The following is a 25,796-nucleotide window of genomic DNA, read 5'->3' as shown; positions in this document are numbered from 1 at the left end:
TATTGTGGGAACTTCAAGTATCTATAATGGAAAAATGGACAAGAATTCACTACTTCCGGATGACTATGATAAAAATGGAGAACAGGGAAATGAGGAATCACAAAATAGTCTTAAAGTGTCTTGGCAAACAGTGAAAACTAATATGTCAAAATACATCAAAAACGGAGGAAATTCAGGAAGTGTAAAGCATATTGCACGTCAGTATGTAAATGCATCAGGTGGATCCGGAACAATTCTTAATCAGTCATCGTCGGGCATGAGAGCTGCTGGGAATATTGGCAATTTTCTAAATGGTATTAAAACTGAAGGTATAGTTACAACACTTCAAAAATTTGGAGTAGATTATGCGGGAAGATCAATATATGATGTGTTTTCAGATTTGGTGAGTGCTGTTGCATTCCAATCTGATTCTAAGGAAGATATAGTTGCTAAGGAAGCATCAATGGAGTCATTGTCTAAAATATATGATTTTGTAGAAGCAAATAATATGGAATTAGAAAGCCTTGATTCCATGCCAGTAGTATTGATGAATGAGACGTTATGTGAGTATGTAGGTTCATATATCTGGATTAAGATGATGAACGATTTAGAAAGCAGATTCGAGAAATATATTAGTAACCCGAAAGAAGCCTTGATCCTTGAGCAAGAATTTAAGCAATACATATTTAATACAGTTAGAGTGGAATTTGAAAACAATGGAGATATAATCAACCAAGATGTTAGGTCATCTATTGTTATGCTCTATAGCAAATGCTTAGAAGTATTGGAGGGAACGCTATGATTATTTCATGCAAAGTATCATCGAATGATGATTTTTCTACAGATAAACAAAACTTTGAAATCAATCTTTCAGATAAAAAAAAATTTACATATACATTTTGGAAAAAGATAAGAAAAATGGATCAGTTCTATGATTTGGCAGCACTTGATTTGTTGTATATTTCGCTCATGGTATTTGCAACAGATAGATTGGTACTTAGAAAAGATGCTAATGATAGTTGGAGCCGAAAAATCGAATTATATATTCCAGTATTAAATTTAGAAAAATGGAATATAAATCGAGATCTACTGCAGAAGATGATTGGTTTTTTGAGCGGTGATAGCTGGGTTATTCATTTTAGGGGAAGAGAATTGGACAAAGAGGAAGTCCGCTATAGAGATAAAATGATTGCTTCAAAAGTTTTACACAAAAGTTATGATAGAGTTTGTATGTTTTCTGGCGGTTTAGATTCATTTATAGGTGTGATTGATATTCTACAAACATTAGATGATAATACACTGTTTGTGAGTCATTATGGAGGAGGCAAAGGAACAAAAGAGTATCAAGATATGCTAAAAGCTAGATTTATAGAACAATACAATTTAGAAGAAAGTGATTTTTGCCAGTTTTATGCTTCGGTTAATAAAGGAAAAGAAGACACAACAAGAACCAGATCATTTATGTTTTTTTCTCATGCTATAGCTTTGGCATCAGCAATAGGTAAGCCAGTTGAAATGATCATACCAGAAAATGGAATGATATCATTGAATATTCCCTTTACAAATTCGAGATTAGGAACAAGTAGCACCCGGACTACTCACCCATATTATATACAAATGCTACAAGAGTTGATTGGTAAGTTAGGATTAAGTGTTTCTCTTAGAAATCCATATCAATATTTAACTAAGGGTGAGATGCTTTTACAGTGTAAAAATCAAGATTTACTAAAAGGTGAATTGCATAATACAATGTCGTGTTCACATCCGGATCAGGGAAGAATGCGTGGAGCAACAAAATCTTGCCATTGTGGGTACTGTTTACCATGCGTGATACGAAAGGCAGCAATAAAAAGGGCGGGACTTATTGATAATAGTGAGTATTTTGATGCGTCTTTTACAAGTGGACCAACTGCGAAAACCAATATTAACTCATATAAACTTGGTCTTGAAAGATTCAACCCTAAATACTCATTCTTATCAATACAAAAATCCGGTCCCATTACTTATGATATTGATAAATTTACGCAATTATATATTAGAGGAATGAAAGAGGTAGGTAAATATTTGGAGGGAAGAGGATGAGGAGTTTTTCGATGGATGCGCATATGCACTTTGATTTATATAAGGATAGAGATAAAGTAGTAAGATTCATCGAAGAAACCCAATCTTATACAATAGCTGTGACGAATTTGCCGGTTCTATTTGAAAAATACATGAAAAACTATTGTGGATATAAATATTTTAAATTGGCATTAGGGTTTCACCCGGAACTAGCATATGAATATCAGCAACAGTTACCTGTTTTTTTGAAAAACATAGGACGAACCAGATATATCGGTGAAATAGGTTTAGATTTTACTGTTAATAACTTTGAAAATAAACACTGTCAAGTGAAAATTTTCAAGAGAATTGTTGAAGCATGCCGTAATTTTGATGACAAAATTCTAAGCGTCCATTCTAGGAAAGCGACTAAGGAAGTTATTGACATACTTGAAAACTATACTGGAAAAGTGATATTACATTGGTATACAGGCAACCTGAGATATATACAAATAGCTATTTCTCGCGGGTTTTATTTTTCAATCAACCATCAAATGATTAGAAGCATATCAGGGAAAAAAATAATAAATTTTATACCCTTGGATAGGATTCTGATAGAGAGTGATGCACCATTTACTTATGGCTTGAACGATCACTATGATCTGAATTTTTTAGATAATGTTTATGCTTATCTTTGTCATATGCATAATGTGAGTATAGAAACAATTCAAAGAATAGTGAAAAACAATTTCAAGAATCTACTGAGTTGAACAAATAACGGCGCGTTATTTATATACTTATATGTAAAGGATTATATGTGTAGGTTTAATAATAATGTAGTCTGGCAGTACCATATGAGCACCAAGAAATAAAATCAATTATATATTTTTATGAAATAGTAAAAGAAAAATATAAACCAAATAAAATAGAAAGTATGTAGATAGATTTGAGGAGGAGTTTAATGTGGTTTTAGTACAAAATAAAAGCGAAATTTTAAAGAATGTCACGTTATTGGATGATTATATAACCAAGGCGGGTGAAAAAGAAAAAGAGTTTGCTTTAGCGCTAATAAAAAAAGGCACATGCTTTATTGTTTTGAAAAATGAAGGTTCGTATAAATTTTATCCAAGTAGATTTATCGGATATTCAGATAATAATATAGATGCACATTTGAATAATGAGTATAAGGATGGTAAAGAAACAAACCCAGCAATTTCGAGTATATTAGGTTGTAGACCAGCTTTTGATTTAGAATTAGAAAAAGAATATAAAAAATATTGTAGAAAATTGAAATTTACCCCAAATCAAAAAGGTTCATTTGGGGTAGAAAGAAAATTCTGGCCACTATAGTAAATAAATTAATTTTATAAGTGTCTACACTATTTGGTTAGACCCATGATTATAAAATGAAAAAACAACACCACAATGACTAACATACTCATGAATTTATAAAAGTGGATAGGTTGATGATAATGGATAGTTATTATTAAATGTGGTTACATATTTATTAATAATGGAGGTGTTCATCATAGAATTATTATATGTTTGGATTAATCGCACTCGAAATGGTATTTTTAGAAAACAAGATATTTGCATTAATGACGAGTATAATATTAGATTTGACATAAAATCACACAAACTAGAAGTTATACAGAATGTTAATTATTACAACCTATTCAAAAATGATGTAATTGATAATGTTTCTGCTCTTGTTGGTGAAAATGGAGCAGGAAAAACTACGCTTCTTAAATATATATTTGAGAACGATATAATGCCTAAAAATAAAGAGAAGAGAAAAGAATATACAGATAGTTCGAAAATTAATTATGAAGAATCCAAAACAATTCAGATCTATAAAAATAATGAACAAATCATAGCCATACATAATTTGGAAGAAAATATTACAAGTGAATACAAAAGTATATACATAATACAAGTAAATAACGATAGTTACAATAAAATGTTTGAGAAACAATTGTATTTAAATGAAGTTACAAAAATTTATTTATCAAATGGTATTTATAATTCTGACTTAAGGGGATGGACAAGTGAGGGGCGGGTTGTGAGTAAAATTGCCCTAATACCACAAAGTATGAGCCTATTTGGGAATCATTTCTATAGAAAGACTGTATCATTTCCTGAAACTATAATAAAAGATAATTTGTATAATGGGCTTCAAGATATAATCATATCAGAAAAAACAGATATAGATTTTCAGGCAATATGTGATGTATTGTATTTTAATTATTTGAATAGTAAGAAAGGTCAATTTAAAAGTTTTGCAGGGAAAATATCCACAAATCTATTACTTTCAAGTGATTTACTTATAAATGTTTTATATAGAAAAAAAGATAAAAAACCTAAAACATATATTTCAAGCATTAATTATTACAATTTGATTGAAAACAAAATAAAAATTTGGGACAATTTTATAAAAAGTAACAAATGTAATATTCATGATTTGAATGTTAGAATGAAATTAAATCTAATATTCGAAATAGATTTTATATATAATATCATTAAACAAGATTATATTGATAATCCTATTGGGGAGAATGCATTATTTGATAATTGTATTGATCTAGTTAAGACAAAATTTTATGAAGAAGATAATGAAATTATATATTACTACAGTAATGCAGCTAATGAAATTAGAAAATTAGAGAATATTATATTAGGTTGTGAATTTAGAAATAACTCATTGCCAACTAATGATATGGCATATGAAAAATGGATTGAAGTTGATTTAGATAAGAATAGAGAAGCTTATAAAAATTTTATTGAATTAATTAATCAAGTTGCAACAGCGCCATTTTCCTTTATTTTAAAATATCTCAATATAGAAAATCTTAAATTTTCATCAGGAGAAAGAGCATACTTGAATCTTTTCTCTAGATTAAATCTGATTCCATTTTTCAATAAAATAAACTCTAACGTTATAAACTCAACAAAAAAAAATATTTTGTTACTCATTGATGAGATAGAACTATACTGTCACCCAGATTGGCAACGAAAATTTATTAAGTATCTTTTAAATGAGTTGAATATCCAATTTCCAGAGAAAAAAATACAGATAATATTTGCAACACATTCACCAATAGTGCTTTCAGATGTTCCTGTTGCTAATACTGTTTATATTAGGAAAAAGAATAATGGGTCTATAATTGATAACAGAAATAGGCATAAAGAAACTTTTGCTGCTAATATATATCAATTATTTAATGATGCATTCTTTTTAAGTGGGAAAGGTGAAATAGGAGAATATGCAAAAAGTAAAATAAATTTTGTAATTAAAAAATTGAAAAATCCAAAACAGTTTGATTATGAAGATAGTGATGTACTTAATATCATTGAAACGATAGGCGAGCCAGTTATTAAGCGAAAAATATTTAGCATGTATAAAAAAAGATTGAGCAATTGCAATGAGAACCATCAAGCTATTCCAAATGAGAAAGAATCACCATCAATAAATATTGAACGGGAAAAACTTATTAGTTTGAAAATTAGACTTGAGAAAATGATTAATGAAATTAATGAAAGTTTGGACTAAGGTGAAAGAATGATAAAAATTAATATTGAGAATAAAAAAAATAAAATAAAGAAATATCATAAAATAGATTTTGGGAGAAAGCAAGGATATAAAAAAATAAAAGATAAATTAGACAATTTAAAAGGATATACCAATTTCTATAATTGGTTTCAAAATTCCAAAGGAGTTCTAGATGAAAAAAAGATAGAAAAACTAATATGTACAGATTCAAAGCTAAAAATCATTGAACTTATTAATCAATTTGAACCACTCATTTATAAAGATGCAGGATCGAATTTATTATTAGTTAAAAAGGTAAAGGAAGAAATTCAAAAAGAATTCGAGAATCTCTTCAAAAATTTTTCAAAGAGAAAATGGGCATATAATTTTTTGGAAGAAATTGACGCTAAAGTGTGCCCATATTGCAATAGAAGCTATACGTTTACTGTAGTAAATAGACAAAAGCCAGAATTGGACCATTATTTTCCTAAAAGTCAATATCCGTATCTAGCTATTTCAATATTTAATATTGTGCCATGTTGTAGTGGGTGTAATAAAGGAAAGAGTGACAATTATGTAGATGTAATAAATCAACCAATATGTTACCCATATGAAGAATCTTTTGATGACAAAATAGTATTTGAAACAGATTTTGATGAATTAGATGCATGGTTTGATGAAAACAAGAAATTATCTATAATACTTTCAGGTGATGCTGCTTATACTGATATAATCAAAGCCTACAATGAAGCATTTAAAATTGATTATTTATATACACAACATAATGACTATGCAAGAGAAATTATTAAGAAGTCAATAATATTCAATGATGATTTCTTTGAAAGCATATATTGCAGTTTTCCTGAAGCTTTTAGTTCTTCAGATGAAGTAAAACAAATGATCTACTCTAACTATTTAGAATTAGATGAAGTAGGAAAGCGACCTCTTTCAAAGCTAACTCAAGATCTTTTAAAAGAGTATAATGTTAAATTTGTTTAAAATTGATTTAACTCATGTTTCACAAATATAAACAAAATGAAATATATCAATGGTAGTTTGTTTTGAATACAAGAATCATGTGATGTGATTTAAAGGACAGTTATTAACTGCTTATTTTTCAACTTACATTATAAAGTACCTAATTTTTACACCCTAAAGTGTGTGTAGTTTTGGGATGCTATTAAATGCTACAAAAACGGGATAAAAACATATAAAGATATTGAAAAAATTAAAGGGATGCAGTCATTTATTTTGTCCATAGAAAAAAATGTATTTAAAGAATAATGTTACTCAGAGAATATGAAAAAATCAAATGTTAATAATGAGGCTGATTCTATGCAAGAGAAAGCATTAGGATTTGCTCTTAATATTAGAAAATTCGAAATAGATATTTACTGGAAGAGAGCAAGATATTTTTGGATATTTATAGATTTAATCTTTGCAGGATATTTTCATTTAGTAAGTAAGGTTGGTAAGATAAACAATAATTCGATACTTATTGTATGCGCAGTGGGTTTTGTATTTTCTTATAGTTGCTACCTTGTAAATGGCGTACCGGGAGCAAAACGCGGAAATTATACGCTAAGGATTTAAAAATCATGAAGTTCTTAATTTTTTATACTCTAAAGGTTTTTGCCTTTGGCAAAGTAATTTCAATATGATGATTATCATAAGCATTTTAAAATAAAAAAGGCGTATAACATTTCAGTTATACGCCTTTTAAATATTAATGGTGTTATTCTTTTACTAAAATCATGTGTGGATTTATGTTAATTAGTATATTCCTTATGAGTATCAATATGGGTATGATCTTCTGTTGAAGCAAAATAAGTACCTATAATCATAATGACTAAAGCAATAACAAATGAAAATGCAATTAGTAAAGCTTCAATTCCAGAACCAAATCACTTTATGACTATAATTTTCTTTAAAATTAATATATAAAAAGCAACTGCTTATGTGGTTGCTTTTTATGAATAAGGACTTTAAAAAAAATTTATCCGATGACTACCACTACATCAAATTATAATGGAAATTTTTGTATAAGAAAATTGCCATTATAATTTTAAACAAACCGTTGAAAAATAGTTGATTTATGAATAATTTATGGTAATATATACAATAAATAGTTTAATATTTCACCTTATTGTATAATTTCAATAAAAATGGTGATGTGACAAAAGGTAAATGCTATTCTTAATAAAGCAATTGGATTTGGTTCATCAGTTGCTGTAGGGTCTGCAAGTAACATTGTAAAGGTTACAATAGGACACTACAACTGGTCAAATTGTTTAAAAGGAGGTGAGTTTATGAAATTTTTGAGGTTGAAACAGATAGAATAAATATATAAGATTAATTGAAAATTTAGAAAACATGTAATAAATAGTCTACAACCAATTAATAAAAACTTTTATGGGGGGGAACAATTCAAATGATTAAATTTAAAACAAAAACAACATTACTTACTGTAGCAGCAGCTATTCTTATGTGTCCTTATGGCATAAGATCATATAATGTAAGTGCAGCAACAGTTACTTCATCAATTGCTTCATCAGCAGTATCAGATGCAACAAAACCATCTAATAATTTAGTTGTATCTGTCATTGCACACGATAACAATAATATTACATTAGCATGGGAAAAGCCAGCTGATTACAGTACTATCGCAAACTACAATATATACATGAATGGAAAATTTATAGGTAATGCAAATAATAACACTGCTTCACAGTCTAAGCAGTACACTGACAACTTTTATAATGATACTAGCAATAGTTCAGCTGTAAAAACAAGTATGCATAATTATATAGCTACAGGACTTACGCCTAATACCGCTTATAGCTTTGTAATTAAGGCTGTAGATACTACAGGAAATGTACTTAGCCAAAGTAGTACAATAGTTCAAAGTACAGATCAAATACCAACAATTTTTAATGTTACGAGTTACGGTGCAGTTGGAGATGGTACAACTATTGATACCAATGCCATTCAAGCAGCTATTAATGCTTGTACTTCAGGTGGGGAAGTTCTAATTCCAGCAGGCAAAACTTTCAAATCAGGTTCTCTTTGGTTAAAGGATAATATGATTTTAAGAGTAGATGGGGAATTGCTTGGTTCTGATAATTCACAAGACTATATAAGCAGTGCTCATCCTGTATCAAAAGGCAGCAAAAATAATGCACTTATTAATGCTGTTGGTACTAGTTCAGTTCAAAGCCTTAAAATTATAGGAACTGGTATAATTGACGGAAGTGGCTGGAAGCAAGGTACTCCACAAGCAGGAACAGGGTTTCCAGTTGCATTATCAAGTTCTATATCAACAGTTAAACAAAATGGTGATCTTGCAGCCAATCAATACAATTTAGGAATAAGTGAAGGTCTTTCTAGTGTACAAGCTTATTCAACAAGATCAGTTTTACTCTCACTAAGCAATATAAGTAATGTATATTTAGGTGATGGACTTTCATTTGAGAATCCGGCACAACAAACTATGCAAACAGCCAAATGTAATAATATGGTGATAAACGGTGCTTTAGTTAAAACCTATGGTTGTAATAACGCAGATGGAATAGACTATAACGCACAGGGGTTAATTGTTATGAATAGCGTTTTTGACACTGGTGATGATGATGTAAACTTTTCAGCTGGAAGGGGAGTGCAAGGTGAAGCTCTTCCTCCTGTAAGTAACATTTGGATATTTGACAATTACTTTGCACATGGACATGGTGCTGTAGTTGCTGGTAGCTATACGGCTGCAGGTATTGATAACATATTAGCAGAAGATAATGTTATCAATGGAACAGGTTCTGGTCTTCGTTGTAAATCAGCTCAAGGAATAGGTGGAGGAGCACAAAACATTTATTTCCGTGATTCTGCATTAAAAAACATTACTGATGGTGAAGGACAACCATTTATATTTACATCTGCATATACTAATTCAAGTGCAACTGGTTCTTATACATCTGCTCCAGATCTACCTATATTCAAACACATTTTTGTTAGTAATTGCAGCGTTAATGGATCTAAGAGTTATGGAATATTTGTAGATGGCTTAAACGGTGGAGCACACACTGACATACACTTTAATAATGTATCATTTGCAAATACTTTGGGTGCTAGCTTAACTTATATGACTAATAGTACATTTACTAATATAACTTTCAAAGGCATGACAAATCCTTGGACTTTGACAAACTGCACAAATGTAACATATTAGTAATTTCTGCTATATAAAACTCTATAATTATAATTGCTTACTTTTCATTTTTCTAATTTATATGGTGATACAAGTAACTATACCTTGTATCACCATATATTATTAGTTTAAACAGGTCTTTTATTTTATACTTCTTCTAGTGTATGGCCCATAACATAGACTTTTTATTACAAGATAAATGTATTTTGGTTGTTGAATTAATAATACTATGATTTAACAACCTGATATTTAAAAATTAGAGGGGGAGTAACATGAAAAAAATTTGCGGTATACTTATTGTTACAATTTGTGCAATATGTATGATTACAGGGTCTTATCACAAAAAAAATGTTGTACCATTGCTAGGAAATAATGCAGGTGTGGGGGTTGTACAACTTACATCAGACGTTAATGCAAGAACAGCTACTATGTCCAATCAATATATTACTATTAAAATTAACAGTGATGGTACAGTATATTCACTGGTGAAAAATAATAAGGAGCTTATAGGAACAGCAAAAGGATTTTATGCTTCTGTAAATGGTGTTACTGGATTTACTGCAAACTCATTTAAGATTGTAACTAATAATTCTACAATGGTTGATGTAGCATATATCAGTGATTGGGGAGAATTACATTACGTATTAAGAAATAATGTTAGTGGTATATATTCTTATTTTGTTGCATCAAATTTAGGAACAGTTGGTGAATTTCGTACTGTTTACAGGGTAGATGGGAGCATATTTAGAAATGGATATAACTCAGTTAAATCCGGTGCTCTTCCAACATTGTCAGACATTCAAAATGGAACTAAATTACAAGATGAAACTTGGCAGTTTCAAAATGGTCAAATCTATACAAAGTATGATTGGGCAGACTATGAATATAGGGACCATGTGCATGGATTATACGGTAATGGAAATGGAATATGGCTTATTCCAGTAAGTAAGGAATATTATAGCGGAGGACCAATGCGTCAAGAATTAATGGTTCATTTAGAAAGTAGTACTGGAGATGGAGTTTTGCTTAACATGCTTAAAGGGTCTCATTTTGGTGCTCAAAGTGTAACTATACCAAGTGGCAAAATATATGGACCATGGCTTGTTTATGTAAATGATGGTGACATAGCTGATGCAAATTCCCAGGCATCGGTGGAAGAAAATTCATGGACATACAGTTGGCTAAATAATGTTAATTATCCTATTTCGAGAACTAGTGTTAGTGGAAAGATAAATGTTTCTAATGGAAGGTCCGCTGCGAACACAATGGTGGTTTTAGCTAAGCCAGGCGGAGAATTTTACACGCAAGGTTCAGATTATATTTTTTACTCAAAGACAGATAATAACGGTAATTTTAACATAAAAAATGTGCGCCCAGGATCTTATTCGATTTATGCTTATTCAACAAATGGTACTATAACGGATCAATTTGAAAAGGATAATATTAATGTAAGTGGTTTAACTTTAAACTTAGGAAATTTAAATTGGAATGCCACTCAATATTCAAATTTTATATGGCAAATTGGAACAGCAGATAGACTAGCATCAGAATTTAAATTGGGGAATTTACCAAGGCAATATGGTCTTCCAGCACAGGTTCCAGCAAATTTGACATATACTATAGGACAAAGTACACCAGCTAATGATTGGTACTATGCACAAACAAAACCTGGAAATTGGAATGTGAATTTTACAATGATCAAAACTTATACTTCAAATGCACATCTTACAGTTGCAGTAGCAAGTGTTTCAAGAAATCCTGTATTAAATGTACTTGTAAATGGAAAGAAAGTTAGCACATTAGACTATTCAACTGAAAATGATCAAACAACATATAGAAGTGCAAATCAAAGTGGGAGATATCGACTTTGTGATATTACATTTCCTGCAAGTTCACTACAGGATGGTAAAAATACAATAACTCTGCAAATGCAGAAAATTGGTACTGATGGTGGAATTATGTATGATACTTTGAAATTAGAAATAGAATAATAAGACACATAAAAGAAAAAATAATTCATCACAAAATGTAACTTATTTTTTTAAAAATAGTTGCGTAAATATAGAATTCATGGTATAATTTAGTACAATTTAGTATTGCAATACAAAATTACAATTATTATTAATAAATGTATGGGGGAATCTATAAATGAAATTAAAAAAATCATTTTCAAAACTACTATTATCCTTATTGCTTTTGACCGGTGTCATTATTCCAGGGCAAATTGCTCATGCTGGAGTTTTACATCCACTAGGATTGAAAACACTCCATGAAAAAATTAGCAATGTAAAAAAACTACCAACCTCTTTTGGACAAAGTGCCATTCAGTTACCTGCTTCAGTTGACCTATCAAGCTTTTTGCCTTCTGTTCAAAATCAAGGAAGCTTAGGAAGTTGTGTTGCTTTTGCAACAACTTACGCCAAGTCATATGAAGAAAATGCTAAAAATAATTGGTGGGGAGTAGCTACTAATAATCATATTTTCAGTCAATCATATATGTATAGCCAGATTCATGCAGATAATTCTGCAGATGGAGGCGGATGTTCTTTTAGTGATGCCTTTAATCTCTTGGACAACCAAGGATGTGCAACTTTAAGTGACATGCCATACAATGGTAATGAGTATGCTTATACAACTAAACCTACAAGCGTACAAATTGCTGATGCGGCTAATTATAAATCTACAAGTTGGACACAACTTCAAAATGGAAACTATACTCAAATAAAACAACTTCTTGCGGATGGATATCCAGTAGTTATTGGAATAAATGTATATCCAGACTTTGATAATTTGTCCCCTAGTAACCCAATTTATGATAATGCAAGTGGTAAAAGCAGAGGCGGTCACGGTCTATGTGTAGTTGGTTATGATGACCAAAAGCAAGCAGTAAAAATAATAAACTCTTGGGGTACAGGCTGGGGAATCAACGGATACGGCTGGATAAGTTACAATTTAATTAAAAGTCAAAACATGGAAGCATATTATACTGTAGATTAAGTAAAATTCAAATAAAAAAAGTTAATGCAAAATATTTTCGAGAAAAGGAGTTTTTATTAATGAAAAGAAAAGTATGTTTAATAACTTCTGTGGTAATGTCTCTTTCCCTATTTGCGCTGCCACAATTAACAAGTAATGTATATGCAGCATCACCACCTATCCAGGTAGCAAGCACAGGCACTGACAATGATTCAGCAGCTATTCAGGCAGCAATAAATAAAGCTGTGCCTGGGGATACCATTGTGCTTACTAGTCCATCCTACAAATTAACATCACCTATTGTATTAAATAAAGATGGAGCTAAAGGAAACACTATAAAATTAAAATCATCAGGTACGGCAAAAGTTAAACTTGATTTTACTGGTGAGAAAGATGGAGATAGTTCTTATGGAATTAACATCACAAATTCATATTGGGAAATAGACAATATAGAAGTATATAGTGCTGGTGATAATGGTATATTAATGAAAGGGGCTGCATCTAATAACAATACAATTACAAATTGTATAACAGATAACAATAATGATGCAGGTTTACAAATTACAGCTGGTGCCCACGACAATTTAGTACAAGGTTCTGATTCTTTTAACAACTATGATATAGGCACAAAGGGTTCAAATGCAGATGGTTTTGCATGTAAACTTGCTGCTGGGGCAGGAAACAAATTTATAAGTTGTAACTCTTATAACAATTCAGATGATGGTTGGGATTTACTTGGAACAGATGAAGTAGTTACAATAACTAATTGTACTGCTACTAAAAATGGATACTATCATGGTGATCCACAAAGTTCTCTCAATAACGCAGGGATGAATGGTGACGGCATTAAACTTGGTGGTAATCAAAAACCTCCCAAAGGTACGCACAGATCATTAGGTAATCATGTGGTAACCGGATGTAAGTCATATGACAATAAAGCAGCTGGATTTTCTCAAAATAATAGTGCAGCATCATTATCTCTTACTAGTTGTGATGCTGATAGAAATGGTGCAGATAACATACTTAATGCTAATCAAAAAACTACTAAAAGTAACTTTAATTTCCCTTACAACCCGGGTAATGGACATGTATTTACTTTTAAAAATTGTACAACAGAAGGAAAATGTGACATATATTCTGGTGCAAAAGTTATAGGAGGTAATGTAACTGCAACAGCTCCTAATACTCCATTACCTGGTATTAATGAATAATTAAAATATGCATCTAGCTTAATACAATAAAAATCACTATTTAAAGCGTAAATAGTGATTTTTTCTATTTAAATTTAAATGGGTTGAGCCTACATACATGGTGTGTAGCCAATCAAACCGATAAAAGCCATGCTAATCCAATTAATGGTATTTCATAGAAAATCAAAGTAATTTAAAGAAAATTGAAGTTCGATTTTCCTAATTTTGAAGCATTTTATCATGGTTAAAAAAAACTCAATCACCGGACAAGGGCGATTATAACCTAAAATCAGTTTTGGTTACTTTGATAATTGGTCAAAATAAATCTTATGTTTATATTTAAGGGGTACCGGCAGCAAAATACGGAAATTATACGCTAAGGATTTAAAAATCATGAAGTTCTTAATTTTTTATACTCTAAAGGTTTTTGCCTTGGGGGGTACAGCTGACCCTCTATTATATTTAATATTGTTTACTAAAATATAACAAGCTATTTTAATCATTGCGGAATGTATTTATCTAGTTAAACTACCTAAATACAGAGTTTTATTTAGGTGGTTTTTTTGTATATACTCAATAATTTTTCTATTTTTCTTATAATCTCAATCCTAACATGTTCTGGTTCTAAACATTCACATTTATCACCAAAGCGAAGAATCATATTATAAAAATAATCATCTTCAACAAAAGGGAGATAAGCTATATATTTATTATCTTTATAAAGTGTAACATTATTTTTACCACAGAATTCAACCATAATATCTAAAAGTGATTCGTGAATAAGAAGTTTAAGGGTAATAGTTTCTCTATCAGTTCTAAAATAAATATCCTGGGAATCGTAATCAAAATCTCTAGTCATAAATGTTTCTTCAAGAACTTCAAGTGAAGACATATTAGAAACTTCAAAGATTCGAAAATCTTCTCTCATTGTGCAGTATCCTTGTATATACCAGCTCGAATTTTTTAATACCAATCTATAAGATTCGATTTTCCTTTTGCTTTTTTGTCCTAAACGATCAAAATATTTAAAAGAAATAAATTTATTTTCATTAATGGCAGTTTTGATTTTTTCAAGGCTTAACTTTATTCTTTCATTGGCAAACCAAGGTGTATGATCAAATTTAATTTGATTTGTTTTTTCCTCAACTTGTTGAATTTCATCTTTAGAAACCAATCCCTTAATTTTTGCAATGGTATTAAGAAGCTCCTGACTAGACATAGTTGAATGAATACTTTTAAGACCAATTAATAACTCAGTGATGTCTGAAAGAGTAAAAAGTTTTTTCTCTATTTTATATTCTTCCATTATACCAATGCCACCATTTGGACCACGAAAAGTAATTATAGGAATACCAGCTTGATTTATCGTTTCTATATCTCTATAAATTGTTCTAAGATTTACTTCAAACATTTTTGCAAGTTCAGGTGCTCTAATTTTTTTTCTCTGAAGCAATATCATAATAATTGATACTAATCTTTCTATTTTCAAAATTACTCACCTCTAAATTTCTTTTATTACATCATATAATCATGACATAATGGTGTCAAGATAATATGATATAATAAATTTACAAAGAGAAAGGGGAAATTAAAAATGACAGAAATAATTAAGGATTTATATCAATTTTCTATGTATATTCCACCTATACATTTTACACTTCATCAATATTTACTTTTATCAGAGGAACCGGTGCTAATATCCACAGGTACTATGCAACAAGCAGAATTAATATTACCTGAAATTAAAGAATTATTGAATGGAAAAGAGCTAAAATATATTCTTTTCCCACACATAGAGTCTGATGAATGTGGCGGATTATCAGTATTCCAAAAGGAATATCCAAATGTAATTACAGTATGTTCAGAACTTAGCGCTCGTGAATTACCAGGATATGGCTATACAGGAGAAATTCAAGTTAAAAAACATGGAGACGTATTAACTGGTAATGATTTTTTATTTAAATTTATTGACTATCCATCAGAAGTACATCTTCAAAATGGTCTTGTATTTTATGAAGAGAGTAGAAAAATATTTTTCAGTAGTGATTTAATGTTGAGATTTGGTGATGCTCTTGGTGAGACAATTGATAGTAGTTGGAAAGAGGAAGTAGAAGCAATAAATATCGAAGTAATTCCTAATGAAAATAAACTAGCAGCATTAAAGAATACTTTACAAGAAATAGAACCTGAGTTTATAGCTGTAGGACATGGATTTTGTGTAAACTGTAAATAGGAAATTAACACTTTCTAAGATAGTAACAGAATATTTTAAATAATTAGAACTTTACTATAAAAAAACATTAGAAAAGTGGAGGTAATTATTAATTAGAAGTTGATTCCCAAATTGTAAAGGAATCAGCTTTTAATTTCTCTTGGATAACAACCTTTATTGACTTAAAAAACATGGAGAAGTATAAATTGGTAATGGTTTTTCATTTAAATTTTTTCGCTATCTATCAGAGGTACATTTTCAGAATAGTATTGTTTTTTATGAAGAAACTAGGAAAATTTTTTTCAGTAGTGATTTAATGTTGAGATTTGGTGATGCTCTTGGTGAGACAATTGATAGTACATGGAAAGAGGAAGTAGAGGCAATAAATATGCAATCAATTCCGAGTGGAGATAAACTCGTAGAATTAAAAAATAGTTTACAAGAAATAGAACCAGAGTTTATAGATGTAGGACACGGATTTTGCGTAAACTGCAAATAATATGTAGCTAAATGAGCTTGCTTAAATAAGAATTTTAGTATAGGAATATAGAAAGGGAAGATTATGAAGGAATATGATTTTAAGTTTAATGAACCGCTAGTGGAAGGTGTAATTGTAAAAAGAAAAGGTCAGTTTATTATAATTTGTGAGATTAATGGCGAAATTACTAATTGTCATTGTCCAACAACAGGAAGAATAGGTAATCTAGATGTTAGTGGTCTGCCTTGTTTGCTTTCAAAAAGCAGTGATCTTAAACGAAAAACTCCATATACAGTAGAAGCAGTATCTTTGAATCGCCTAGAAGACTGTAATAAGTCATGGATTGGTATTAATCAAAATGCAGCAAATCGTTATGTAGAGCATTATCTTGTAAATGGAGGATTTATAGAGATGGTTGGGACAGAAAATGAGGTTTTAAGAGAACAAGTCCTTGGTATATCTAAACTTGATTTTCTTGTAGGAAACACCTATGTTGAAGTAAAAACACCACTTCAACATTTGCAGGTTGAATATCCAGAGTATATAAAAACGAAAAAAGTTACTCCATTTAGCTCTACTGATAGGTTTGTAAAACATATAACAGAATTAGGAAAGAGTCTTCAAAGTCATCAAAGAGCTATTCTTTTAACATGTTTTATTTATGATAATCCTGGTTTTGAGATAATTGAGAAAAGTACGAACTATGAACAAGTAAAAGTAGCAGTAGATAGAAGTATTGTATTAGGTGTTGAGACGTGGCAGGCTAATTTTGAAATCAAGCCAGAAGGTGTTCAATTAGTACGATATTTTAAGAGAGAAGTTTAAAATAAATAAAAAACAATTCTCTGTTTTTATTTACTATGATGGTTTCACAAACGATCAACTAAGGTAAGAACTGATAAATGATCTTATGGAAATAAAACCTGAGTTTACTGGATATGAACCATGTATAAAACTATAGCTGATATAGTGATCGAAAAGATGATTGAGACCCTACTAATAATACAAAGAAGCAAGTTATTTTCTCGATTATTTAAGACCTCAACTCTTGAACATTAATTAATGAGTAGAAAGTTGAGTTTATTATTATGTCTATAAATAGCTTAATATATATAAAATCTGATTAGTGAATGTAACCAAAAAATTTGATAAGGAAGTGATTTAAAGAATGGATTCAAGAAAGAGAAATATAGTAATAGCATTAATGGTAGCAATGTTTTTAGCAGCAGTTGAGGGAACGGTTGTAACTACAGCTGTTCCAACTATAGTAAAGGATTTACAGGGATTTGGAATTATTAGTTTGGTTTTTTCAGCATATTTCTTAACTTCTGCAATTTCTACACCTATATATGGGAAGTTGTCAGATTTATATGGAAGAAAAAATATACTTTCAATCGGAATAATAATATTTTTAATTGGAAGTATTTTGTGTGGATTATCACAGACTATGTATATGCTGATTGGATTCCGTGCGATTCAGGGGTTGGGTGCTGGAGCAATATTTACAGTTACATATACAATTGTTGGAGATGTCTTTACTCTGGAGGAAAGACCGAAGGTTCAAGGAAGTTTAGGTGCGGTATGGGGAATTGCAAGTCTTGTAGGTCCATTCTTGGGTGGAACCTTAATTGATATGCTGTCTTGGCATTGGATATTTTTTATAAATATTCCTTTTGGAATATTATCAGTTATACTTATTCAAAGAAATCTAAAAGAAACCTTTGAGAAGAAAAAACATAACATAGATTTTGCAGGAGTTATTACTTTATCAATGGCAATGATTATATTTATGAATATTTTTCTATCAACTGAAAATATAAAGTTCAATCATAATATATTTATTGTAATATCGGTACTGATAACTATTATATTACTATTGGCATTTTATAAAATAGAGAGAAAAGCAAAAGAGCCAATTATTCCTTTTGACATATTTACAAAGAGGAGCACAATTGTAAATTTAATAAGTTTTCTGATCTCAGCAATAATGATAGGTGCAAATGTTTATATGCCAATATATATACAAAATATACTAGGCTTTAATGCTAAGATATCAGGATTAGCTCTGCTTCCAATGTCAATTTCTTGGCTTATAGCTTCGGTAGTTTTAGGAAAGTGCTCTATAAGGTATGGAGGAAAAGCAGTAATACTGATATCTAATGCTGTTTTACTTATTAGTACAATATTACTGCCTACGTTAGGCATAAATTCTCCATTAATATTAGTATTAATATATGTTTTCATAATAGGTTTGGGATTTGGGGGAGCTTTTACTACCTTAACTATAATTATCCAAGAGTCCGTGGAATATAACAAAAGAGGTGCTGCAACTGCTACCAATTCATTGCTTAGGACCTTAGGGCAAACAATAGGTGTAAGTGTATTTGGAAGTATATTTAACTTATATATAATTAAATATTTTACTCAGTTAGGCATAAAAGGGGTAGACCCGAGTAATTTATATAAGTCTTCTGCATATAATAATGCTTTAACCGGTGAGCAGATAAAGCTTTCCATAAATAGTTCTTTGCATGTTGTGTTTATAATATTTATAGTCATATCCAGCCTATCACTAATTTTATCAATAATAATGCCTAAAATAGCAGGGATGGATAAAACCACAGCATAAATGTTATATTATATGCTTGATATACTTATTAATAATTTTTGTTTGCTTTTGTCATAAAAACGCCTACCATTATTATTGTAATACTTTAGTAATTATATATAAAAAGATTAATTCTTTAAAAAACAAAACAATAAGCCGCAGCAAATACATTGATTTTCTTAAAAGGAATCAATGTATTTACTACGGGATTTTGGAGAATATCAATTAGAATATAATAATGGATTTACTTATAATCATATTCTCAATCAAATACACGATGATAAACCGAAATTAGGTGGACCACTTCTTGCACAAAATGCATATAATATTATTTAGTTCATGACCATGAAAAAACAGAAAAGGTTTATCCAGATTATTTTTACAAAATCATAAATTACGTAATAGACAGTGGAGTTGAATTTGTTAAAGCAAATCTTATAACATCGAAAAATTAAGTTATGAGCACAATGTTCTTTAATTACGCCATAACAGCCACAAAATAGTAGTCCTATTTTTGATTTACATTTCATCAAAAATGGTAAATGCTGTATTGAGACTGTTTTTTACACGCATCGTTGCCGTGCCCCTTGGGCAAAGTAATTTCAATATGATGATTCTCATAAGCATTTTAAAATAAAAAAGGCGTATAACATTGTCAGCTATAGCGTCTTTTAAGTATTAATAGTGTTATTCTTTTACTAAAACTCTATCTCATAATATTATAGAGATAATTCCAAAGATGAAATTTTGAGAAAACCTAAAATCGCTACTGGCACACTTAATAACGATATGGTTCAATATCATGTTTGGATTTATGTTAATTAGTACATTCCTTGTGAGTATGAATATGATTTCCTATAATAGTTTTATCGTGACTATGGTTATGATAACCATCATCATGATAAAACTATGCTCATGAGATATTACAGTATAACTATGTTTATAAGTATGCTCTTCTGTTGAAGCAAAATAAGTACCTATAATAATAATGACTAAAGCAATAACAGATGAAAATGTTGGTATTTCTTTGAAAATTAGCAATGATAACCCCACACCTATAAATGGTGCTATAGCATAGAAAGCACTTGTTCTTGCTGCTCCCAAGTCTCTTTGAGCATAGATATAAAAGAATATACTTAATCCATAAGCAAAGAATCCAAGTAGGAGAGCTGCTAAAATATAAGGAATATTATTTATGTGTTCACCTAATGCAAATGCAATTAGTAAAGCTCCAATTCCAGAACCAAATCCCTTTATGACAACAATTTCTAAGGGATCTTTTACAGATAGCTTTCTTGTGCAGTTATTTTCAAATCCCCAACAGGAAGAAACATTAACAATCGCAAATCAAAAGGAAATAGATCGCCTACAAGTGCAAGTAGAACTATGGAAAAAAGGATTAACCGATATTTTAACATTGGCAGAAGAATTAAAAATGGGAACCATTGAAAAAGTTATGCAAACGAGTGATTTGGAATTAGGGATAGAATATTTAAAGAAGTTCTTTTAGATAATTTGCCTATTCCACCTTTATGGGGGGAGGCAAAAATACCCTATAAAGAAATATATTCTAATTATGGTACAAATATGGTATAGTGAAATTGATTACAATTATGAAAACGTTTGCGCTTGTATAAGTTAATGTTAAAGGAGTGTGATTTGTACTTATTGAAAAGCTAGAAAAAATATATATGGGGGTAACTTATAATGAAAATGAGACTAAAAGTAGTACCTAAAAGAGTAGTGCCTTAATGCTTTGTTAATATATTATTTGTTAGTACGAAATTACAAGGATTATTAATAACGTAAATTTTTAAGGTGAAAGGATGGTAAGAATAATATGGTTAATAATAAAAGACGTACATGTTTTAAAAAAATAATGTATTGGTTTATTGTTATCACCTTAGTATTTAGTAATTTTACGTCTATTTCTAATGTAAAAGTAAATGCGGCAGTAGGCGGAAATATTACAGTAACCGGTGATACAATTACAATTCCAAACGGTTCAGATCAATACATTATTCAAGTATGTGAACCTCAGATTCTTAAAGTTGATTATATGCCTAATGGAGCATCAAGTGATGAAACTCAAGTCATTGACCCTAATAAGAGCTGGAGTACGGGAAATACAAAATCTATTGATATTATATCAGATCCCATGGTTATCACTACAAGCAAAATGATAGTAAAGATAAGCAAATCAGATTTAGGTGTTTCTGTGTATGATTCTTCAAATGGTCTGCTTATAAAGCAAACATCTCTTCCTAGTAATGGAGTAACATTTAGTCACAATTCTGGAGATGATTTTTATGGTATAAGTGGTTATACTAATGGAGACAATTCTTCCGCAGGGATGCTAAGAACTGGTACTATAAATGTTCAAGCTGGTACACAAGGTCATTGTGGGTCACCATTTGTGTGGAGTAATAATGGATATGGTGTATTGGTAGATTCAGATGGAGGAAAAATTTCGCTCGGAGACACTAGCCTTGGTTATAGTGGAATTTCAAAGAAAAATACAGAATATTATGTTATGGTAGGAAATCCTACAGATATTCTATCCTCTGAGTCTGATATTACAGGAAAATCACCTATGTCACCTAAATGGTCTACAGGGTTCACTAATACTCAATGGGGCTGGCCAGATACTACAAAGACAGATGAACAACAACTTACAGATGTTATAAATACTTATAGGTCAAAACAAATACCTATAGATAACTTTTGCTTGGATTTTGACTGGAAACAGTGGGGTTCAGATAACTATGGCGAATTTAAGTGGAATACTACTAACTTTCCAGATTCAGAATCTGGACTACTAAAAAAGACTATGAATTCTCAAGGTATTAAGTTAACAGGAATTATGAAACCCAGAATATTAGTGCCATCAGTTCAAGCAACAGCTATTACAGCAATGAATGGATGGCTTCCAGGAAGTAGTCCTAAAAATGATTATTGCGCAAATGTACCAATGCAAAGTTTAAATTATGAGAATCCTAGTGTAAGAACATGGTTTTGGAATCATACACAAGATGCTTTTGACAAAGGAATAGTAGGATTTTGGAATGATGAATGTGATGGGGATAATGGATTTGGGAACTTTGACAATATGAATATGCAAAAATCCCTCTATGATGGTCAAACGGCGTATACTAATCAGAGAGTTTGGTCACTTAATAGAACTTATTATGCTGGGGCACAACGATATGGTTATGGTATGTGGTCTGGTGATATAGGATCTGGTTTTGACACTATGGCAAATCAGCGTGAAAGAATGCTTTCGGCTGTAAACCTTGGAGAAGCTAAATGGGGCATGGATACTGGCGGCTTTAATGGTCAACCAAGTCCTGAAAATTATGCAAGATGGCTTGAATTTAGCGCCTTTACACCAATATTCAGAGTTCATGGCACCAAGGTTACAACTCCAAGTATGGCACGTTATCCTTGGAATTATGGTACTACCGCAGAAGCAGCAGCAAAGAAGATTATGCAATTAAGGTACACTTTAATACCATATATTTATAAATATGATCAACAAGCTTCGGATACAGGTATAGGTTTAATAAAATCCTTAATGATGGCATATCCTAATGATCCTAATGCTGCAAACGATAAAGAATCTTGGATGTTTGGAGATTCGTTACTGGTATCACCAGTTGTAACACAAGGACAAACTTCAAAAAGCATTTATCTACCAGAAGGAAACTGGATAGATTATTTTAAAGGAACAACCTATACTGGTGGTCAGACTATAAATTATCCAATAGATTCATCAAGTTGGCAGGATGTACCATTATTTATTAAGAGTGGTGCAATTATTCCTTCACAGGATTATGAAAACTATGTTGGGGAAAAGAAAATGACTAATATTTATGTGGATGCTTTTCCTGACGTTCAACCAACAAGCTTTAATTATTATGACGATGATGGTAATACTTACGACTATAAAAGTGGAAATTACTTTGGGCAAAAATTTACACTGCAAAGAAGTAATGATTGGAAGTCAGTTCAGTTTAATGCTTCGCAAAAACAAGGGAGTTATACTCCGGATGTGCAAAATTATATAGTAAAATTACATGTAAAATCAACTGGGGCCGTAACAGTTGGTGGACAAGTGGTTTCACAATATACTAATTTAGATGCGTTAAAAAATGCAACGGGAGACGGTTATGCAGTAGGTACTGATGTTTATGGGGCTGTTGTTTATGTTAAAGTGGCAGCAGGGCAGATAAAAAGTATAGTAGCACCTTGTACTTTTAACCAAGAAACAGCAAAAAAGACAACAGTGTATGTAAGAGATTCAGCAAGTGGTGTAAATTTACAATATAGTTTGGATAATGGTAATACTTGGGGTTCATCACAAGCAATGACCAAATCAGATAAAATAGGATATTTTCAAACAGATTTGAACTATACTTTAACAAGCTCCTACCCAGTAAAAGTACGTTATTCAGACGGTTCAGTAAATAAGCCATCTGATGAAGGAGTTTCTTTGCCTGTTACAAGTGACATTTGTACCATTGCAAATGATGGAACAGTTACTACTGGAGCACCAAAAACTAACACAACAAATTTATATATTGGAACTACAACAAATAATCAAGTAAAGCTTCAATATGAAGATGACAATGGAAACTGGAGTAGCGATATTCTAATGCCTAAATATGGTGTGAAGGATGGACAATTTATGAGTCACTTAGCATTTCCTACAGATGTAAAAACACCAGTAGTTAGATACTCAGATGATAACGAAGTAACTTGGAAACCTTCTTCGCTAGGTCAAGCTGTAGGTGCAGGAGACTATTATAATGATAGCACTGGATCTATAATTCCTGGAAATCCCAATTGGTCAAATGGAGTAACTATTTATTATAAAAAAGGTTATACAACTCCATATATACATTGGAGACCTAGCGGAGGAACATGGACTACTCCACCGGGTGATAAAATGTTGGATTCCGAGATAGCTGGCTATGCCAAAGCCACTCTTAATATTGGAACAGCTACTTCAGCAGAAGTATGTTTTAATGATGGTAGCGGGCACTGGGATAATAATGGAGGCAACAATTATATTTTCAATGCAGGAACATCAACCTTTAGTGCAGGTACAATAACGTCAGGTGCACCATCTGGTCTATCACAGTTGACAGTATCAGCTGATATTAAAGGCGGAACTTACACTTCACCACAAACGGTAAATTTAACAGCATCTTATGCAGCAAGTATTTATTACACTACAGATGGAACAACCCCTACAAAAACCAGCACCAACTATACTGGACCAATTAAAATTAATGCAAATACAACATTAAAGGCTATTGCAATAGATTCACTAGGTAATCAATCTTCAGTGGATGCAGAACAGTATGTTATAAATATATCAACAGTTTCCATAACTGTACACTATAAAAATCCAAGTAGCTGGGGATCACCTAACCTTTATTATTATGATGCTTCAAAAGTATTAACTTCACCAGCATGGCCAGGAGTAAAAATGAATAGTGACGGTAACAGTTGGTATTCTTATACTATTAAAAATTGGTCTACGGCAAAGGTTATATTCAATGACGGTAAAAATCAGAATCCAGGTGTGAATCAACCGGGCTTTGATGTTACCGGTGAAAAGTGGTATGAAAACGGTACATGGTATACGTCAAATCCTGATACACTAGCGGTAAGTACAAAAATTAAGAATGCTGCTTATATTACTGCACAGAGTGTACCATTGACGTCATCCAATATGGTGATTACTTACTATATTGAAAATGGAATAGTACTGCCGATTTTAACTCCACAATCTAAAGGTACATTTAGAGCCAATAACATTACAACACTTAAATATCATGGACCACAATTAATAGTTTCACCATACCTAGAAGTAAGTATTGCTTCATAAACAACTAAAGCCACATGCTGGATATTTATTCCATCATGTGGCTTTAGTTGTTGAACAATATATGAAACATGCGAATTTGCATATTCCACCTTTTCGGGGGGATGGGCAAAAATACCCTTCTACAAAATTTTATCCAAGATTTACGATAGATGAAGATTTTGTTTTTATTTCAAATGAACTTGATGATGTGGAAATTGATAATATAATTAGCGGGCATCTTAGAGAAGGTAAGTATGTTTATTCAATTGATAATGATTTTGATTTAGTTTTTGAGTATGATGAATTTAAGAGTTTTATAAAAACTAAACTTTTTAAATTGACTTTTAATTTTCATGTAAAAAAAACTGTTGCTAAATGTGGATTTTATACTTATTATGATATCCAATAAAAGTTATCATAGTGTTTCTTGCTTTGAAATATAAAATAATGCTGTTGTCAATTATTCATATAATATGTATTAAATATAAGGGTGAGGAACAACATTATAAAGCTGTCTTAAATTATACTGTTCGTTAATGTAAAATAATTTGCACAAAACTGAAAAAAAGATGACACAAATATGGTGAGTGTTGATTACTATTTGTATGTTAAACTATATTTGTGGTTGAAAAAATATATGTTCTAGCTGTTAGTTGAAATTTCAGTCATGTAAACATATCTACTATATATTGAATTGTAGATATATCAACTAAA

At 30.9% G+C, this 25,796-nt stretch carries 18 protein-coding genes and 1 pseudogene; 17 read left to right on the top strand and 2 right to left on the bottom strand.

The window, feature by feature from the left end; genetic code table 11:
- The first annotated feature begins 4 nt into the window (after positions 1-4).
- The 11 genes from BR66_RS0105520 to BR66_RS0105470 all read left to right on the top strand — a co-directional run bounded on the left by BR66_RS0105520 (position 5) and on the right by BR66_RS0105470 (position 13,930).
- Positions 5-781 carry a hypothetical protein gene (locus BR66_RS0105520; protein WP_026882023.1) on the top strand — a complete coding sequence of 259 codons (777 nt, stop codon included), beginning with the start codon at positions 5-7 and terminating at the stop codon, positions 779-781.
- Entirely contained in the window at positions 778-2,061 is a 1,284-nt protein-coding gene (gene qatC, locus BR66_RS0105515) for a Qat anti-phage system QueC-like protein QatC (RefSeq protein WP_026882022.1), read from the top strand. Before BR66_RS0105520 ends, qatC begins: the two co-directional genes overlap by 4 nt.
- Positions 2,058-2,789 carry a Qat anti-phage system TatD family nuclease QatD gene (gene qatD / locus BR66_RS0105510; RefSeq protein WP_026882021.1) on the top strand — a complete coding sequence of 244 codons (732 nt, stop codon included), beginning with the start codon at positions 2,058-2,060 and terminating at the stop codon, positions 2,787-2,789. The genes qatC and qatD overlap by 4 nt, the downstream gene beginning before the upstream one ends.
- Before the next feature lie 193 nt (positions 2,790-2,982).
- Positions 2,983-3,369 (top strand): hypothetical protein, encoded by a 387-nt coding sequence (locus BR66_RS23210; RefSeq protein ID WP_051624116.1) that lies wholly within the window; start codon positions 2,983-2,985, stop codon positions 3,367-3,369.
- A gap of 142 nt (positions 3,370-3,511) precedes the next feature.
- Positions 3,512-5,569: an AAA family ATPase gene (locus BR66_RS24740; RefSeq protein ID WP_051624115.1), complete on the top strand. Its 2,058-nt coding sequence runs from the start codon at positions 3,512-3,514 to the stop codon at positions 5,567-5,569.
- Between the two features lie 9 nt (positions 5,570-5,578).
- On the top strand, positions 5,579-6,547 hold the full coding sequence (locus BR66_RS0105495) for an HNH endonuclease domain-containing protein (RefSeq protein ID WP_026882019.1): 969 nt from the start codon (positions 5,579-5,581) through the stop codon (positions 6,545-6,547).
- A 336-nt stretch (positions 6,548-6,883) separates the two neighbouring features.
- Complete coding sequence (locus tag BR66_RS23200; protein WP_026882018.1) at positions 6,884-7,141, top strand: RipA family octameric membrane protein; 258 nt, start codon at positions 6,884-6,886, stop codon at positions 7,139-7,141.
- A gap of 838 nt (positions 7,142-7,979) precedes the next feature.
- Positions 7,980-9,764 (top strand): glycosyl hydrolase family 28 protein, encoded by a 1,785-nt coding sequence (locus BR66_RS0105485; RefSeq protein WP_035795525.1) that lies wholly within the window; start codon positions 7,980-7,982, stop codon positions 9,762-9,764.
- 251 nt (positions 9,765-10,015) lie between these two features.
- Complete coding sequence (locus tag BR66_RS23195) at positions 10,016-11,734, top strand: polysaccharide lyase family protein (protein WP_051624114.1); 1,719 nt, start codon at positions 10,016-10,018, stop codon at positions 11,732-11,734.
- A gap of 157 nt (positions 11,735-11,891) precedes the next feature.
- Positions 11,892-12,740, top strand: a complete 849-nt coding sequence (locus BR66_RS0105475) for a C1 family peptidase (protein WP_026882016.1) — start codon at positions 11,892-11,894, stop codon at positions 12,738-12,740.
- A 59-nt stretch (positions 12,741-12,799) separates the two neighbouring features.
- Positions 12,800-13,930: a right-handed parallel beta-helix repeat-containing protein gene (locus BR66_RS0105470; RefSeq protein ID WP_026882015.1), complete on the top strand. Its 1,131-nt coding sequence runs from the start codon at positions 12,800-12,802 to the stop codon at positions 13,928-13,930.
- 529 nt (positions 13,931-14,459) lie between these two features.
- On the opposite strand, the gene BR66_RS0105465 is transcribed toward BR66_RS0105470, so the two are convergent.
- Positions 14,460-15,398, bottom strand: coding sequence for a helix-turn-helix transcriptional regulator (locus tag BR66_RS0105465; RefSeq protein WP_026882014.1), 939 nt, complete (start codon positions 15,396-15,398; stop codon positions 14,460-14,462).
- Between the two features lie 105 nt (positions 15,399-15,503).
- On the opposite strand from BR66_RS0105465, the gene BR66_RS0105460 reads away from it, so the two are divergent.
- The 4 genes from BR66_RS0105460 to BR66_RS0105445 all read left to right on the top strand — a co-directional run bounded on the left by BR66_RS0105460 (position 15,504) and on the right by BR66_RS0105445 (position 19,228).
- A complete protein-coding gene (locus BR66_RS0105460) occupies positions 15,504-16,142 on the top strand; it encodes an oxygen-binding di-iron domain-containing protein (protein WP_026882013.1) in 639 nt (212 codons plus the stop codon).
- A gap of 295 nt (positions 16,143-16,437) precedes the next feature.
- On the top strand, positions 16,438-16,620 hold the full coding sequence (locus BR66_RS26370) for a hypothetical protein (RefSeq protein WP_026882012.1): 183 nt from the start codon (positions 16,438-16,440) through the stop codon (positions 16,618-16,620).
- Between the two features lie 63 nt (positions 16,621-16,683).
- The gene (locus BR66_RS0105450; protein ID WP_026882011.1) at positions 16,684-17,424 is read left to right on the top strand and encodes a DNA/RNA nuclease SfsA; all 741 of its coding nucleotides are present in this window, start codon (positions 16,684-16,686) and stop codon (positions 17,422-17,424) included.
- 343 nt (positions 17,425-17,767) lie between these two features.
- Positions 17,768-19,228 carry an MDR family MFS transporter gene (locus BR66_RS0105445; RefSeq protein ID WP_026882010.1) on the top strand — a complete coding sequence of 487 codons (1,461 nt, stop codon included), beginning with the start codon at positions 17,768-17,770 and terminating at the stop codon, positions 19,226-19,228.
- Positions 19,229-20,024: 796 nt separating this feature from the next.
- On the opposite strand, the pseudogene BR66_RS25100 reads toward BR66_RS0105445, so the two are convergent.
- Positions 20,025-20,530 (bottom strand): annotated as a pseudogene (locus BR66_RS25100) (DMT family transporter); the annotation flags it as partial.
- 517 nt (positions 20,531-21,047) lie between these two features.
- Between BR66_RS25100 and BR66_RS26220 the strand changes: the two are divergent.
- Complete coding sequence (locus BR66_RS26220) at positions 21,048-25,103, top strand: TIM-barrel domain-containing protein (RefSeq protein ID WP_084156348.1); 4,056 nt, start codon at positions 21,048-21,050, stop codon at positions 25,101-25,103.
- The gene (locus BR66_RS0105420) at positions 25,093-25,491 is read left to right on the top strand and encodes a hypothetical protein (RefSeq protein ID WP_026882008.1); all 399 of its coding nucleotides are present in this window, start codon (positions 25,093-25,095) and stop codon (positions 25,489-25,491) included. Before BR66_RS26220 ends, BR66_RS0105420 begins: the two co-directional genes overlap by 11 nt.
- Positions 25,492-25,796 lie beyond the last annotated feature (305 nt).

Source organism: Clostridium akagii DSM 12554 (assembly GCF_000686725.1).
In the GTDB taxonomy this organism is placed as follows: domain Bacteria; phylum Bacillota; class Clostridia; order Clostridiales; family Clostridiaceae; genus Clostridium_I; species Clostridium_I akagii.
The sequence above is the reverse complement of the archived record's forward strand: the minus strand, read 5'-3'. Positions and strand labels throughout refer to the sequence as shown.

Bases quoted from the DNA above. Each gene is read 5' to 3' on its own strand.
- BR66_RS0105470 (WP_026882015.1), top strand. From the start codon at position 12,800: ATGAAAAGAAAAGTATGTTTAATAACTTCTGTGGTAATGTCTCTTTCC.
- qatC (WP_026882022.1), top strand. From the start codon at position 778: ATGATTATTTCATGCAAAGTATCATCGAATGATGATTTTTCTACAGAT.
- qatD (WP_026882021.1), top strand. From the start codon at position 2,058: ATGAGGAGTTTTTCGATGGATGCGCATATGCACTTTGATTTATATAAG.
- BR66_RS26220 (WP_084156348.1), top strand. From the start codon at position 21,048: ATGGTTAATAATAAAAGACGTACATGTTTTAAAAAAATAATGTATTGG.
- BR66_RS0105450 (WP_026882011.1), top strand. From the start codon at position 16,684: ATGAAGGAATATGATTTTAAGTTTAATGAACCGCTAGTGGAAGGTGTA.
- BR66_RS0105475 (WP_026882016.1), top strand. From the start codon at position 11,892: ATGAAATTAAAAAAATCATTTTCAAAACTACTATTATCCTTATTGCTT.
- BR66_RS26370 (WP_026882012.1), top strand. From the start codon at position 16,438: ATGTTGAGATTTGGTGATGCTCTTGGTGAGACAATTGATAGTACATGG.
- BR66_RS0105445 (WP_026882010.1), top strand. From the start codon at position 17,768: ATGGATTCAAGAAAGAGAAATATAGTAATAGCATTAATGGTAGCAATG.
- BR66_RS0105460 (WP_026882013.1), top strand. From the start codon at position 15,504: ATGACAGAAATAATTAAGGATTTATATCAATTTTCTATGTATATTCCA.
- BR66_RS0105495 (WP_026882019.1), top strand. From the start codon at position 5,579: ATGATAAAAATTAATATTGAGAATAAAAAAAATAAAATAAAGAAATAT.
- BR66_RS23195 (WP_051624114.1), top strand. From the start codon at position 10,016: ATGAAAAAAATTTGCGGTATACTTATTGTTACAATTTGTGCAATATGT.
- BR66_RS23200 (WP_026882018.1), top strand. From the start codon at position 6,884: ATGCAAGAGAAAGCATTAGGATTTGCTCTTAATATTAGAAAATTCGAA.
- BR66_RS0105485 (WP_035795525.1), top strand. From the start codon at position 7,980: ATGATTAAATTTAAAACAAAAACAACATTACTTACTGTAGCAGCAGCT.